Source organism: Bacillus sp. TH50, assembly GCF_016650565.1.
Taxonomy (GTDB): domain Bacteria; phylum Bacillota; class Bacilli; order Bacillales; family Bacillaceae_G; genus Bacillus_A; species Bacillus_A mycoides.
The window spans coordinates 870,670-885,969 of the sequence record NZ_JAEKFM010000003.1 but is presented as its reverse complement, the minus strand read 5'-3'; the positions used below and the strand labels follow the sequence as shown (position 1 = coordinate 885,969).

12 protein-coding genes and 6 pseudogenes are annotated in these 15,300 nt (G+C 32.1%); 12 read left to right on the top strand and 6 right to left on the bottom strand.

Annotated elements, in window-relative coordinates; genetic code table 11:
- The first annotated feature begins 12 nt into the window (after positions 1–12).
- From JFU23_RS04685 to JFU23_RS04640, 10 genes and pseudogenes are all read left to right on the top strand, one after another.
- Positions 13–402 (top strand): hypothetical protein, encoded by a 390-nt coding sequence (locus tag JFU23_RS04685; RefSeq protein WP_201031491.1) that lies wholly within the window; start codon positions 13–15, stop codon positions 400–402.
- Between the two features lie 12 nt (positions 403–414).
- A complete protein-coding gene (locus tag JFU23_RS04680) occupies positions 415–1,329 on the top strand; it encodes a hypothetical protein (protein ID WP_154131915.1) in 915 nt (304 codons plus the stop codon).
- Between the two features lie 11 nt (positions 1,330–1,340).
- Positions 1,341–2,324 carry a hypothetical protein gene (locus tag JFU23_RS04675; RefSeq protein WP_085311989.1) on the top strand — a complete coding sequence of 328 codons (984 nt, stop codon included), beginning with the start codon at positions 1,341–1,343 and terminating at the stop codon, positions 2,322–2,324.
- Between the two features lie 9 nt (positions 2,325–2,333).
- Complete coding sequence (locus tag JFU23_RS04670) at positions 2,334–2,801, top strand: hypothetical protein (protein ID WP_201031490.1); 468 nt, start codon at positions 2,334–2,336, stop codon at positions 2,799–2,801.
- A gap of 55 nt (positions 2,802–2,856) precedes the next feature.
- Positions 2,857–3,345 (top strand): annotated as a pseudogene (locus JFU23_RS04665) (phage holin family protein).
- Positions 3,346–3,481: 136 nt separating this feature from the next.
- On the top strand, positions 3,482–3,862 hold the full coding sequence (locus JFU23_RS04660) for a hypothetical protein (RefSeq protein WP_201031489.1): 381 nt from the start codon (positions 3,482–3,484) through the stop codon (positions 3,860–3,862).
- A gap of 15 nt (positions 3,863–3,877) precedes the next feature.
- Complete coding sequence (locus JFU23_RS04655; protein ID WP_201031488.1) at positions 3,878–4,813, top strand: hypothetical protein; 936 nt, start codon at positions 3,878–3,880, stop codon at positions 4,811–4,813.
- A 15-nt stretch (positions 4,814–4,828) separates the two neighbouring features.
- Positions 4,829–5,209, top strand: a complete 381-nt coding sequence (locus JFU23_RS04650) for a hypothetical protein (RefSeq protein ID WP_236571845.1) — start codon at positions 4,829–4,831, stop codon at positions 5,207–5,209.
- 72 nt (positions 5,210–5,281) lie between these two features.
- Positions 5,282–5,770 (top strand): phage holin family protein, encoded by a 489-nt coding sequence (locus JFU23_RS04645; protein ID WP_201031487.1) that lies wholly within the window; start codon positions 5,282–5,284, stop codon positions 5,768–5,770.
- A 92-nt stretch (positions 5,771–5,862) separates the two neighbouring features.
- Positions 5,863–6,909, top strand: coding sequence for an N-acetylmuramoyl-L-alanine amidase (locus JFU23_RS04640; RefSeq protein ID WP_201031486.1), 1,047 nt, complete (start codon positions 5,863–5,865; stop codon positions 6,907–6,909).
- A 58-nt stretch (positions 6,910–6,967) separates the two neighbouring features.
- Here JFU23_RS04640 and JFU23_RS04635 read toward each other — a convergent pair.
- The 4 genes and pseudogenes from JFU23_RS04635 to JFU23_RS04620 form a co-directional block, all read right to left on the bottom strand.
- Positions 6,968–7,156, bottom strand: a pseudogene (locus tag JFU23_RS04635) (DUF2691 family protein); the annotation flags it as partial.
- A 36-nt stretch (positions 7,157–7,192) separates the two neighbouring features.
- Positions 7,193–8,044: an IS3 family transposase gene (locus tag JFU23_RS04630; protein WP_172805416.1), complete on the bottom strand. Its 852-nt coding sequence runs from the start codon at positions 8,042–8,044 to the stop codon at positions 7,193–7,195.
- A gap of 23 nt (positions 8,045–8,067) precedes the next feature.
- On the bottom strand, positions 8,068–8,388 hold the full coding sequence (locus JFU23_RS04625) for a helix-turn-helix domain-containing protein (RefSeq protein WP_201031485.1): 321 nt from the start codon (positions 8,386–8,388) through the stop codon (positions 8,068–8,070).
- Between the two features lie 158 nt (positions 8,389–8,546).
- Positions 8,547–9,804 (bottom strand): annotated as a pseudogene (locus tag JFU23_RS04620) (ATP-binding protein).
- Between the two features lie 1,290 nt (positions 9,805–11,094).
- On the opposite strand from JFU23_RS04620, the gene JFU23_RS04615 reads away from it, so the two are divergent.
- The gene (locus JFU23_RS04615; RefSeq protein WP_201031484.1) at positions 11,095–14,376 is read left to right on the top strand and encodes a VaFE repeat-containing surface-anchored protein; all 3,282 of its coding nucleotides are present in this window, start codon (positions 11,095–11,097) and stop codon (positions 14,374–14,376) included.
- Between the two features lie 78 nt (positions 14,377–14,454).
- On the opposite strand, the pseudogene JFU23_RS04610 reads toward JFU23_RS04615, so the two are convergent.
- A pseudogene (locus JFU23_RS04610) lies at positions 14,455–14,601 on the bottom strand (3'-5' exonuclease); the annotation flags it as partial.
- Between JFU23_RS04610 and JFU23_RS04605 the strand changes: the two are divergent.
- Positions 14,602–14,836: pseudogene (locus JFU23_RS04605) on the top strand (hypothetical protein); the annotation flags it as partial. It abuts the pseudogene before it with no gap.
- A 234-nt stretch (positions 14,837–15,070) separates the two neighbouring features.
- On the opposite strand, the pseudogene JFU23_RS04600 reads toward JFU23_RS04605, so the two are convergent.
- Positions 15,071–15,226: pseudogene (locus JFU23_RS04600) on the bottom strand (IS4 family transposase); the annotation flags it as partial.
- Between the last annotated feature and the right edge of the window lie 74 nt (positions 15,227–15,300).

Below are 15,300 nucleotides of genomic sequence, written 5' to 3'. Positions count from 1 at the left end.
GGAGGTGAAGAGATGGGAACATCAATGGTCGTAAATCGATATTATAAGCAAGAAGAACAAACAGAAAATATTTTTCCAAAGCTTATCGAAAAAAAAGTAAAGGTTGAGATTAATAGTAATGAAAAGAAGTATATACCTATTGAACTAGGTATATACAAGTATGAACTTAGGACAATCTTTATTGAAAATACAGCAAATAATGATTATGAGTGTACAATTTTTGATAAACAAAAAGATGGGCAAATTCAGTACAGCAGTATTAAAGAAAAAAGAACATACGATATAATCAATATTCCTTGTGATGATAAAGATCAAACAAAGTCTTGTCACCTATTTATTGAAAATTTTAGTAATGTTCCTTCTTTGTATACTGTGGTATTAAAAGTAACGACATTAATTTAGAGGTGAAATTAAATGACTAAGGCTATTTTTACTAAAGGTATGTGTAAACGGTTTGAATTATTTGATACGTTTATACAAGTAGCTTTAAATGCAGGTTGGAGACTACGTGAAGGAGCGGATTTAACAAATAGGTTAGTTGAAATATATACTGATGGCTATAATGGTGATAAACACTTGGCCGTACAGCTAAATGCTTTTGATGGTGATTGGGGTGAAGTTTCTGATTGTAGAAAAACAGATTACGCAGACGCAACTATGAGAATGGGAGTATTGAATTCTCCAACAACCTTTTATTCCGTAGATGGATTTGATACTTTTTGTTTTTTTCCCGGAAGACAATATGATAGCAATAATTATACTGGGGCTAGAAAATATAATAGATTATGGGAAATGGAATATTTTTACTATGCTGATAAAGAGGTTATTATTTTTTTAGTTAAACCTTTTAGATACACGGGTCTAGGTAATACCCTTATATATTTAGGTTTTCCAGAACAATCGTTTATTGAAGAAAGCAAGAGAAATGAGCGTAAACCATATTCAGGTGCTATTTATGCTAATAGTGGCCATTCTGGAAGATTTACAGGGCAGAATAAGTGTAAGGTGTCAGATAATCCCAAGAATTTACTAGAGGTGGAAAATGCGATAACTATTGCACAACCAACGATGAGCATAATTTCACCATTATCACCTAATGTTGATAATAAATTTGTACTAAGTGAAGTGTTTTATGGTGACAGCAATACTGGAACTAGGGGGAGATTAGGTAGAGTGTATTTTTTACAGCCAGGTGGTATGCTGGATGGTGATATAATTCACATTGAAGTAAATAATGAGATTCAAAAGTACAGATATACAACATTGGGAGGTTCTAGTAATAATTACACGTCTTTTCCTACTCAAGCAGTAGCATTAAGAATAGAATGAGGTGATATAAAGTGAGTATCATTTATAAAAGAGAAACATGTTTAAGGAAGGATTTATTTGATTCATTTATAAAAATGTTTGTAGAAGCTGGATGGGAAGTTCTTGAGGATAATGGTACAGAGAAAGACTATCGAATTGTAATACATTCTAAAGGAAGCAATGGAAGATCACCAATGTATTTAGCTTTTTATCCTTATTCAGGACAAGATGCACTTGGAAAACCGAGTTATGATATTAGAAAAAATAATTCAACGGATGGACTTTTTAAGTGGATTAGGGAATGGGATTATGAAAATAAAAAAGAAATAAGTATTTATGGGAATTGGAATAGGTTGAATTTCTTTTATCGAAGCCCCAAGCTAACTTATGGTGGTGAACTAACATTGAGCCAAGATCTGGAAATGGAATACTATTGTTATGCTGATTTAGATAGAGTTGTTTTTATAGCTATACCAAATGAGACGATTTTAAAGCAGCAAAAACCAGGTCAAGCTGTGCAACCAATAGTACACTTTTTTGGTATACCTGAAGAAACATATGTTGAAGAAAAAAATGAACCATCCTATTCCTGCGCGATACATGCAAGTAGTAGCACGTCGTATATTGGTATGGATTATGCTTTCCTTACATGTAATACACCTAAAAGGCTTTTAGATAATTTTGCATATCAAAATAGTTTTACGTATTTAACGTGTTATCCTGCACCTGCAGAAGGTGGGTCAAATAATGGGACAATTATGTTATGGGACTTATATATAGCAGAGGAGAATGTTGGTTTAAGGGCTAAATTGGGATTTTTACAATGCTTTAAACCTAATGGCAAGATTATAACTGATGGAAGAAGTGGAGATACAATTGAAATTGAAACTGAGAATGGTATTGAAGTTTATTTACCATTTTGGGCAAATTATTTTTCATACAGTAGTGAATCCAATTACAAAACTACTTCTTCATTTGGTAGGGATATAACATATCTGGCTATAAGAATAAGATGAGGGATATGAATGATGGCTACTTATAGAGGAATAAAATTAACTGTCAGTCACCAAGGTAATAAAACAGGAATTCGAATTAATGATAAAACAATGGGAAAGATAGTACCTGAAGTTAATATGAAGGAACAGGGCAAACGGATAATTACAAAAACAAGTGGTAAAGTGTTACCTCAGATTATAGTGAAAAATTATGGGGAACGTGAAGTTAGAAAGACTGCTGGACAAGAAATTTCGAATCCGATATACGTAATTAAAGGAAGTCGTGTAAAAACAAAAGTAATGAGTACTTTTCTTCCTATCCCATTTTTAACAGGGGGGGTTCGAGTTCCGAATGGGACATTTGAAGGTTTTTTTCAGCAAAATCAGTATATATCTGAGGAACAAATTCGTAATCAAGCACTACCAAGAAAAGAACCATTAGAATCACCATGGAAAAAGCGAACATATAGCAAAAATAATTACAAATTAAAACAATAGCGTGCCAAAGCAGGCTTTTTTATTTTGCTTTGAAATGTAAAAGGGGGGTGAAAGTTTGGAACGGATTCATGAACTTGTCAAAACGTTAAATGTACTGGATGTTATTAATACCACCCAATTTAAAGTTGCTTCTGTAATTAGTGGGGGATTGGGCACTATATTTAATTTTTTATATGGTAAATCTAATTTAATTTGGATTATTATTTTGGTATGGATAGTTGTATTAGATTGGATAACTGGTAGTAAGGCTTCAAAATTAGATGGTACGTATTCATCACAATATGGAATTGAGGGCATTGCACGAACTGTGGTGCTTTTTTTATTACCTTCTTTAGCGTATTTATTTGATATTGCATTTAAACTACCAGAGTTTTTCTTTTTTATGGTAATTGGTGGTTTAATTTATCATATTTTTAATAGCTTTACAGCCAATTGTGTACGGATTAGCTGGGATAAATGGATTCCTACTTGATTGTTAGAAAGTGTATCTTCTGAAATTGAGGCGAAAATTAGAAGATCAAAATCTAGAAAAGAAAAAAATTAAATAAATACAGATTGATTCAGTAGCTGCACAAAGTATGCGAGATTTTTGGGTAAAGGTTGTGAAGGATACAAATGTCCTAGCATTTGAACCAATTTATTTTAATGTTCATCTAAAACATAATTGAGATGAATACAATATGGGAACTGCAATGAAATTATATAGATATACATACGAAAGTGAGATTACACCATCAATCCTTATTGAGAGGAATGTACAAATTACAATTGAACCAGGGAAAGTTTTATATACGTCACTGGATGTAGGGTGTAACAAATACGATATTCGTACGATTCAAGTTACAAATGATTCAAACGTTGAAGCAATGTTATTTATGTACGATCAAAAAGAGAATGGAAATCAGATTTATAAAAGCTTATCAGAAAAAAGAATATATGATATTTTGGCTATTCCTTGTGAGGATAAAGATCATACAAACAAGGTAAATCTTTATATAGAAAATAGGGGCGTAGCAAACTCTACTTTTAATGTTTCTATGAAAGCAATACGTTTAAATTAGGGAGGAACATATAAAATGACAAATAAAATTTGTAAGTTACACAGACTAGAGCGCAGAGAAGTCTTTATGAAGATTATCGATGAAATGAAAAAGGCTGGATGGCAGCAATTAAATGCTGACAAACCGGATAAGAATAATATTTTTGTTATGTATTCTACAGGTAATGATGGAACCAAAAACAATTATATTGAGCTGCGTCCTTATGATAATCTTGCAAAAAATTCTTCATTATCAAGTCAGTATGACATAAGAGAACCGAATGTGAAATATACAGATGGTAGTTACAGACTAATCAGAGGTTACGATAAAGAGGGTGGGAGTGGAACTGGAGAAGAAGCTTGGTTCCCTTTAGTATTCCATCAGGGGAAAGCAAATTATTCTAGTGGGGCAATTGCTTTAAATTATGAAAAATATATGGTTGACCTATATCTATACGTCGATAAAGATACTGTTATTTATTGTGTATATGCAAATGATGATGAAATCCCATCTCACAAAGGAAAGACAGTGATTGGTTTTATAGGCCTTCCAGACGAATACTATCAACCGGAATTATTTTCACCGTATTCTTGCCCGTTCAGTGTTATGTTTAGCTGCGGTTCTCGCGGTCAAACAGCTACACATATAACTGATAGAAGTAAATTTTCAGGTTCCGTTCCATATTCTGATACAAACTCTACATTTTATTGGGATAAAGTCCTTCTAAAGGCACCCTCTAATGAAGGAAAGATAGTTTTCACTCCTTTATACATGGGAGATAGTCGTGAAGGATTTAGAGGGAAGTACGATGGCTTTTACATCTATAAAGGTAGCGGTTTTATTTATGGTGATATTACAGAGATTGTTGAAAATGGGGAAATTCATAAGTACAAATTATTTTACACGTCGGCCCCTATAGCTAATCAATTTAATTCATTTAGTGATTACTATGTAGCTTTACGGATTGAATAAGTAGGAGGTAAGTATATGGCAGTACTTCAAGGTATGATCATATCTCCAACAAATCTATACCGTACGGGAACACGCGAAATTAATACGCATCAGGGTATAATCATATCTCCAACAACGCTATATCATGATGGAATACGTGAAATCAATACACATCGTCAAGGGGTTATTGTTAATCCAATCGATTTTTCACATACAGGCGTTAGGCAACTCCTAACACATCAAGGGGGTATTTTAAATCCCGATGATTGGATACGAACAGGTATTAGGCAGATTTCCACCCGTCAAGGTGTTATGCACAATTTATCACAAGGTAAGAAAGGAACTACTGAAAAAGAAGTAATGAAGCCACCACGAACTGAACCACTAGAGTATGCGTGGAAGAAAATGAACATATAACTTTATCAAAATCGAGCGTGCCAAAGCAGGCTTTTTTATTTTGCTTTGAAATGTAAAAAAGGGGGTGAAAGTTTGGAACGGATTCATGAGCTTGTAAAAACATTAAATGTACTGGATGTTATTAATAACACCCAATTTAAAGTTGCTTCTGTAATTAGTGGGGGATTGGGCACCATATTTAATTTTTTATATGGTCAATCTAATTTAATTTGGATTATTATTTTGGTATGGGTAGTTGTATTAGATTGGATCACTGGTAGTAAAGCTTCAAAATTAGATGGTACGTATTCATCACAATATGGAATTGAGGGCATTGCACGAACTGTGGTGCTTTTTTTATTACCTTCTTTAGCGCATTTATTTGATATTGCATTTAAACTACCAGAGTTTTTCTTTTTTATGGTAACTGGTGGTTTAATTTATCATATTTTTAATAGCTTTACAGCCAATTGTGTACGGATTAGCTGGGATAAATGGATTCCTACTTGGTTGTTAGAAAGTGTATCTTCTGAAATTGAGGCGAAAATTAGAAGATCAAAATCTAGAAAAGAAAAAAATTAAATAAAGACAAATATAAAAAATGATAGCAAAAGGAGCAGTCTCAATTGAGGTGCTCTTTTTGTTTATGCAAATATTAAAGGGGAAAATACGAAATGAAAAAATTAATGAAACAATGTAGCGCGTTATTTATCATGTGTATTATTTTATTTTCTTCTTCTGCAAGTGCTTTTGCAGATAGAAAAATGATTATTCCAGATTTACCTAAGCAAGGATATAGATATGGTGTTGGTGCATATGAGGGAGTAGTAGCACATTCCACAGCGACACCAGAAGCACCTGCTATCAATATTAGAAATTATGAAGCTAGAACATGGAGAAATGCATTCGTTCATTATGCAACGGATTGGGATGAAATAATTCAAATCGCTTCTACTAAATATCGTGCATGGGGTGCAGGTCCAGCGGCAAATGCTAGATTTGTACATGTAGAACTTTCTGAGACTAGTGACCCAATTAAATTCAAAAAATCGTATGAAAGATATGTAAAGTTACTTGCGAAAATTTTAAAAGATAGAAATATCCATCCGAGTGTTGGACTATGGACTCATAAAGATATCACATACAAATTAGGCGGTACAGATCATGAGGATCCACAGGGGTATCTTGCTTCACATGGTGTATCAGAAGCTCAATTCCGTTCTGATGTTTTAAAAGCGTATAATGGTCATTCTGTCACTGTGGAAGTAAAACCACAACAACCATCTGAAAGTGTAACGGATGCAACAGGAGTAGCTTATATCGATGGTTTAAATGTAAACCTTCGATCTGGACCATCCACAAGCAATGATGTCATTCGTAAGTTACAAAAGGGTGAATCATATAAAGTCTGGGGTAAAGTAGGAAACTGGTTGAATCTTGGAGGGAATCAATGGGTTTATAACGATTCATCATACATTCGCTATAAAGAAGAATCTTCATCTGTGGAAGGTAAACGTGTAGTCTCTAAAGTGAATGACTTACGATACTATTCAAAAGCTTCCTGGGCAGATAGAGATGTTGTAGGAACTGTCGGTGAAGGTTTAGGGTTCACTATTGTTGATAAAGTATCTGTAAATGGTTCACCACAATATAAAGTGAAGAATAGTAGAGGTAATGTGTTCTATATTACAGCTAGTTCTTATTATGTATATGTGAAGTAGTGAGTAATGGAAAAGAAGGATTTAATAGGAGTATTGAATCCTTCTTTTTAAGATCTAGTTAAAAAGTTCCTGCAGTACGTTCTGTTAAATACTTAGTATCTAAATAACCTAGGTCTTGAACATGTTGATGTAACTTCTGAAGTAAATGCCCATCTTTACATAAAATACTAATATCAAAACCATCAACTATACTCAATAAAAATTCACAATCACTAGTATTAAAATCTGATGCTGTTCTTATCCATGTGGTCTTATCCCTGTCAAGTAGACAATATTAAAAAGACTAAGCAGCCATCGAGATTCGATATTCTATCGGAGCTCGGTGGTTGAGTCGTTTTTGGAACCGTTTATAGTTATAAAAATAAATATACTCTTCAATTGCTTGTATTAAATCTGCTTCTGTTTTAAAATGATTCAAATACAACATTTCCGATTTAAAATGGGAGAAAAATGACTCAATACAGGCATTATCATGGCAGTTTCCTTTGCGAGAGTGGCTGCCAATGATACCTAAACCTAAAAGTCGTTTGTTGTAGGCGTGAGATGTGTACTGGAATCCCTGATCTGAATGGAGAATGGTTCCACGCACATCTCTTTTTTGTGCCAACATTTCAATTGTATCTAATACAAGTTCATTATCGTTGCGCTTGGATATTTTCCAAGAAACAACTTCGTTATTATAAATATCTTGTACAACAGAAAGATACCGAAATCCCTCTTGGAATCGTAGGTAAGTAATATCTGTAACAAGCGCTTCATTTTGTTGGCGATCTTTGAATTCACGGTTTAAAACATTCGGAAAAACATTGGAATAGTTCCCTTTAAAGAAGCGACGCTTCTTTCGAATAATAGATTGAATGTTGAGCTCGCTCATTAAGCGATATACTTTTTTGTGATTTATAAAGTATCCCTCTTCCTGTAAAGCGATTTTCATACGTGGATAACCATATTCCTTGTGCCTTACATGAATAGATTGTATTACTTTTTTTAATCGTTTCTCGGATTCTAGTCGTATGTTTTTCATACTTTTTGTATGAATCCACTTATAGTAACTTGAACGATGTACACCCGCAAATTTCGTAAGCCATATAACTGGATATTTCCCCTTTAATGATTCAATGATATGATATCTCACCGTATATTTTAGTGCACCTCCATTTACAGATTCGGATACTGCTTTTTTAAATATTCAACCTGTGCCTTATAGTAGTCACGTTCCTCTTCAATCGTCTTAAAATGAACGCGTTTGCCTTTTAGAGGATTTGATATACCTTTCATTCCACCATTTTTTCCACGAGTATCTGTAATTTCACCAGATTCTTTATATTTTTTCACCCAATTTTTTAGTTGTGTAGAGCTTCTAATCTGATATTTTTCTTTTATCATATTATAACTTCCTTCTCCGTTTAAATAACTTTGAACAGCCGTTAACTTTAATTCTTCTGAATATGTAATAAATGTTGAACCTTTTTTAGTCATGAAAAATCCCCTCCAAGTAATAGTGTAACATCCATGTATGTATGTACATGGTCTTTTTACACCGTCTAATTAAAGGGGATAATATCATAGTTACGTCTTCTTTTTATATGGTTATATTAGCTACAAAATAATATCATTTAAATAAGTCTTCTATTATATTAGCAGGGGATAGTGATAGAAAAGTGTGTTCCTTTTCCTAGTTCACTTTCTATCTCTATATCTCCGTTTAATTCTTTAATAATACTGTACGCAATCATAGTACCAAGCCCAGTACCTTTTTCTGTTGTTGAATAAAATGGCAAGGCAATACGTTTTATTTGTTGGGAAGACATTCCTATTCCTGTATCAATAATATCAATTACAATATTATCTTTTATTTTTTGTATATTTATTTGTAATACGCCACCATTTTTCATAGCCTCAATTCCATTTTGTATGATGTTGGTTAGACATATTTTTAATTTTTCAGTATTAGCATTTATGTAAAGGGAATCTGTTGTAATATGCTGTTTTATTTCAACATTATATGAAAGAGCGAGTGGTGAAATATTATCTTTCACTTGATTTAATATGTAATTAATATCTAGTTCCTCTTTTATAATGTTTTGTGGTTTGGTTAAAGATAAATAGTTATTAATAGTAGATTGTATTTGCTGCATTTCAAGTAACATAATTTCTAAGTACTTATCTTGAGACATCTTAGCACTCTCATCTTCATTTAGTAATTGAGTGAATCCACTGTACCGTGGTCAGTGGATTATGAATTTCATGCGCGATAGATGCAGCTAGTTCGCTAGCTATATAAAATTTTTCTGCTCTTTGCATTCTTTCTTTTATTTTATATTTCTCGATCATTCCTTCTATTAAATAAACTGATAATAATAATGTGAAAATATTTATGACTATATAATTGAATGAAAATTCGATGAGAGTAGAGTCAATTTTACCACCTGTATTTATTTGCGTTACAATACCGCAGATAGAAAGGGAAGTTGTACATATCAAAATAAGTAGAATGCTTAATAATATCTTCTTTTCCTTGAAATAAGTAGGTGATAAGTAACGAAACATGATTGTAATAACAGAAATAATAGTAAAGATAATAAATGATGGGAAAACTCCGCTTCCACCTAAGTAAAATCTATAAGAAAGATATAAAACTCCAATACAAATAATGCTCTTTGTATTTCCATATAGAAAAACTAATATAATGGGAATAAAACGTAAATCATAAATGAACCCAGCGTGTAAATGAAAAGGAAAAGTCATACAAAAACTAATTGCAATGGAGGAAAGTACAGAAATTAATATATTATTACATGCCATTTTTTCTTTATGTTCTAGCCAAAATACTTGGTAACTAAGGATACAAATAATAATAATAAATGTATTTAATAATAGTGTAGGAATTCCCATAGTTTATACCTCTCTGAGAGTTTGTAAGTAGGATTATGTATGTGTTTAATCTAGGTGTTTGATTTTATTAGATTTTCTATCTTTAAAAAAGAAAAGGAAGGGCACTTGAAAAAGTGCTTTTTTACCATTTATATTAAAATCGATGAGGAAGATAGAAATAAAAAGTTACTTTTACTTATACAAAAAAATTGAAAGTAGCCCTTGTATAGGTAAAAGATGAAGCAAATTACTGAAATAGTTACGTTTCTCTGGAGTGAATATTCCGAAAAAACATTGTGTATGGCGAAATCCATTTTATAACCTTCGCCATATTAACATGCAACTTATTAAATTACAAAGAAAAAATTAAAAATTATTATTTTTTTGTTATTTTAATTTATTTAAAAACGTAAAAGTATTCAAGAGGTTACCATTGAGATGCTAGGGTACTTAGACCAATATTCGAACTTTGTAATAAAGTTGTTCCTTTTTTACTAATATTCTTAATACTAATTTTAGTATAATTTATTATCTGAAAGTTCTAATAATTATCTACGTAAACCTCCTTTTTTATATCATTTTATATTAAATACAATGATATTTATTGTCACATAATAATGTAAATTTTCAGTAAACTAATAGAAAAAATCCTATAAAAACATAATTTACTATCTTTTGATATAAACATTGCAGGTGTAAATGCAATAAAAATTCATTATTAATCCTTATATTCAAGCAAAAAATATCTGTTTACATATTAAATAACTAAATGTTTTTTCGGAATTTTTAGTTAGGATGCGATTGTTTTTATAGTATTATTCTTTAAAAAGTTCATTTGAAGAAAAGAGCTTTGAAGGGTACTTCATAGGTGGTCAGGAGCTAATTTTGTAGATTTAGAAGAAGAATGGTTACTAAACCATTAAGATTTTGGAAATGAAATTATTGAATTTATGTTTGGGAAAATGAGTGATGTTGTTTCATTTGTTGTTAAGTGTGTGTGAACTATATCCCTCTCTTAAAATATCTTTGTAGTAGTCTTTCATACCCAGAATCGTTTCCGTACTTCAACTACTGTTATTCTAGTATTTTACCCAGCTTCTAATTTTGTTAAGGTATCCCGAATATTGTTGCTTTTATTAAATTATATATTTTAATATCATAATTTATAATGGGTGTTGAGAAAATAAATAATTTGTAAAAATAATATAATATTTGTAACTTTATGTCTTATAATATGAAATATCTTCGTTGTGATTATTTTAAATATTTGAATAATACATCAGGTTCATTTTATCTAGGGAGGTTTTAAAATTGGGGAAAAGAGTTGTTAAAAGAATTTTTGCATTATTATCAGTACTAGCATTATTCTTTAATGTGTTTCTACCGAAGGCAAATGCGGAGGTTATGACGCATGAAAAGTATTCAATGAACTGGAGTTATAGCAACAGTTTAGGAAAGGATATCCGAACTGAAATTATCAAAAATTCAAGCGGTCAAATTGCTTATTGTTTAACTCTTGGCTTAAAATCACCAAATGGTGAAGATCTTCCTGAAATGGGGAAAACAGATAATGTAGTATATAGGGTTCTATTAAATGGTTTCCCACAAAAAAGTATAGAACAACTGGGAGTAGCTAATAAGAATGAAGCACATTATGCAACTCAGCTTGCGGTTTGGAATGCATTAGGTCAACTTGATGTAAATGAATTAAAGCATGAAAATAAAAATGTTGAAAAAGCGGCTAAGACAATTATTAATGCTGCAAATACAAGTGAAGATACTCAAGATATTTTTATGAATGTGATTCCTGCTGAAAAGCAAAAGGCAGAATTAAAGGGTGAGTTTTTTGAAACAAACCTATACACAGTACAAACAAATGCTAAGAGTGGTTCTTATAAAGTAGTAGCGAAAAATGCACCTAATGGAGTTAAAATTGTTAGTGAAAATGGAGAAGTGAAAGATCAGCTTTCACTTGGGGAAAAATTCCGTATCCAAATTCCTAAAGATACAAAAACAGGTGAATTTAATCTAAGTGTTGCTGCAAATTTAACTAAAGTTCAAGCAATTGCTTATCGCGGTACTGATACTGTTCAGAATGCTACAGTGCTACTAGAAAGAAATGAGGAAAAGCTTAGTAGTGACCTTGCAGTAAATTGGGAAGCTGCTGGTTCTTTAAAAATTAAAAAGGTTGGGGAAAATGGAGAAATATTAGCTGGTGCAGTATTTGAAGTCTTTAATGCAAATAATGAATCAGTTGGAAAAATCACGACGGGTGCTGATGGTACTGCAGAATTAAATAACCTACCAATTGGTACCTACACAGTAAAAGAAATTAAAGCACCAACAGGTTATGTTTCAGGTGATAAACCACAAACTATTGAAGTTAAGACAGGGGAAATAGGAGCTGTTCAAGTAGTAAACAACAAAGTAAAAGGTAACATCGAAATAAAAAAACTTAGTGATTCAGGTAAGATGTTGCCTAATGTTGAATTCACGGTCTTTACTGAAGATGGAAAAGAAGTGAAAAAAGTAGTAACAAAAGAAAATGGAATTGCAAATGTTGATGGTCTTACGTATGGTAAATATTATTTCTTAGAGACAAAAACACCTAATGGATATATTGGAAATAAAACAAAGTATCCTTTTGAAATTAAAGAGCACAATAAAACACTTACTTTTACAGTGGAAAATACAGAAGTGAAAGGTAGTGTGAAATTACTAAAAGTAGATAATGAAGATATCAGTAAAAAATTAGAAGGTGCAGTATTCGAGCTAAAAGATGCAAGCGGGAAAGTAATTGGGGAATATAAGACAGATAAAACTGGTGAAGTTAACGTCAAAGATTTAGCGTATGGTAAATATTCATTTGTAGAAAAGGCTTCTCCAAATGGTTACGTTCTTATTACAGAACCAATTGTGTTCGAAATAAAGGAACACGGGAAAATTATTGAGCTATTAGCAGTTAATCATCTTATCAAAGGTGATCTAGAAATTACAAAAGTTGATGTAGCTGATGGAAACAATAAGCTTCCGAATGCAGAGTTTACTATTTATAATGAAGCAGGAAAAGAAGTAGTTAAAGGGAAAACAGACGATAAAGGTATCGCGAAGTTTGAAAAGTTACCATTTGGAAAATACACATATAAAGAAACTGTTGCACCAAAAGGTTATGTATTGAATGAAGAAATATTCTCTTTTGAGATCAAAGAGAATGGTCAAATCATTAAACATATTGTCAAAGATGAAAAGATTCCATCAGTAAAAACAACAGCTACTGATAAAACCGATGGTACAAAAGAAATGCACACTTCTAAGTCTGTAACAATCCAAGATAAAGTGGAATACAAAGACCTACAAGTAGGTAAAGAGTACACTTTAAAAGGTAAATTAATGGATAAAGAGACTAATAAACCATTAGTTGTAAATGGTAAAGAAGTAACTGCTGAAACTAAGTTTACACCAAAAGAAGCAAACGGTTCTATTACACTAGATTTCACTTTTGATGCAACTGGTTTAGAAGAAAAAGAAGTAGTAGTATTCGAAGAGTTACTGAAAGACGGAAAAGTTGTTACTACACATGCTGATATCAATGATAAAGGTCAAACAGTTAAGTTCGTTAAGCCATCAGTAAAAACAACAGCTACAAACAAAGCTGATGGTGGAAAAGAGATTCATTCAAAGGATTCTATCACTATTCAAGATAAAGTAGAGTATACTAACTTAGTTGTTGGTAAAGAGTACACTGTAAAAGGTAAATTAATGAACAAAGCTATTAATGAACCATTATTAATTGATGGTAAAGAAGTAACAGCTGAGACTAAATTCACTGCAAAAGAAAAGAATGGTTTTGTAACATTAGACTTTACTTTCGTTGGTGCTGAACAGCAAGGAAGAGAAGTAGTTGTATTTGAAGATTTGTTACATGAAGGTCAAGTAATTGCAACACATGCTGATATTAACGACAAAGGTCAAACAGTTCGATTTGTAGAACCTTCCATTAAAACAACAGCTACAAATAAGGTTGATGGTTCTAAAGAGTTAGACACTTCTAAATCTGTAACAATCCAAGATAAAGTGGAATACAAAGACTTAATCGTGGGTAAAGAGTACGTTGTAAAAGGCAAACTAATGGATAAAGCAACAAAAAAACCATTATTAGTTGATGATAAAGAAGTAACAGTAGAATCTAAGTTTACTGCAAAAGAAAAAAATGGTTCTATCACACTAGATTTCACATTTAATGCTTCTGCATTACAAGGTAAAGAAGTAGTAGTATTTGAAGAACTGTATCAAGATAATATCTTAGTAGCTATTCACGCTGAATTTGAAGATAAGGGACAAACAGTGAAATTCAAAGAGGTAAAACCGGAACAACCTAAACCAGAACAGCCGAATCAAGATAAAAATACTCCAACATCAGAGCAACCTAAAGAGCAAGTAAAAGAGCAACCACAACCTAAGAAAGAAATTCAATCTAAAATTGGATGGTTACCGCAAACAGGCGCTGATCTTACAAGTTGGATCTCTATGGCTGCAGGCGCATTACTGTTAATTGTTGGTGGAGTTATTTTCTTAAAACGTAAAAACGCATAAAAATTAAAAAATAAGCACATCTGTTTTTACAGGATGTGCTTATTTTTATGTTAGTAATTTAGTTCTATTTACAGTATTTTAATCTATTTGATTATTTTTGAGTTGTTGTAATAATTCCAGGGCAGCAAAACAGTCAGCTGCTGCTCGGTGTTTAATCGTTAATTCCGTTGCATCACTTAATGAAATCCATCTTTTTGAATCTACATAATCGGCGTACATTTCCATGAAGGTACATCATTAAATGCAGAAATTGTAGGTAGGCATGTAGAGAAGGAATTCATGTTTACACACCCAACATTAGTAGTTGAGGTAGACGGCAAAAAGCATAATGTATGGGTAAGTGAAGAGACATATAACGGAGCAGAGTGGTTAGGTAGACTTAAAAGTCATCAAAACAAAAGATGGTAATGTCGAGAAAGATCCTAGATATGAGGGCGAAGACTTAATCACGAGTTATTAAGCAGTATATTTTTAATATTCGCTTCTCAACTTAAACAACATTATTATTTGCAAAGATCGAATCTATTAAAATCAATTTTAAATAACTTTAATAAGGGGTACCGTCACATCGCTATCAAGCTAAGCTTATGCAAAGTTAATTTTAGGCGAGATTGTTTCTTTTTCTAAAGGGCAAGTGTAGATGATTGAAATATTTGTATACGAAATAAACCCTAATGGGTTTCACTTTTTTGAATTAAGCGGCTTGATTATCAGACATGGTACAATTGTAAACGACACCTAATATATCAAAGACCGTTTTTTTCTCATATCGATGAGATTTCCGCCCGTTTTGCTGTAGGAGATTGAACAGGCGAAGTAACACCTTTGATAGCTCTTGGGTGTTTTTCTTACGATTAGTCAAATGTTTTTTAGAGTTATAATTGATTAAATGCCAGAGATTTTAAGCCAATTAGAATGCAAGCC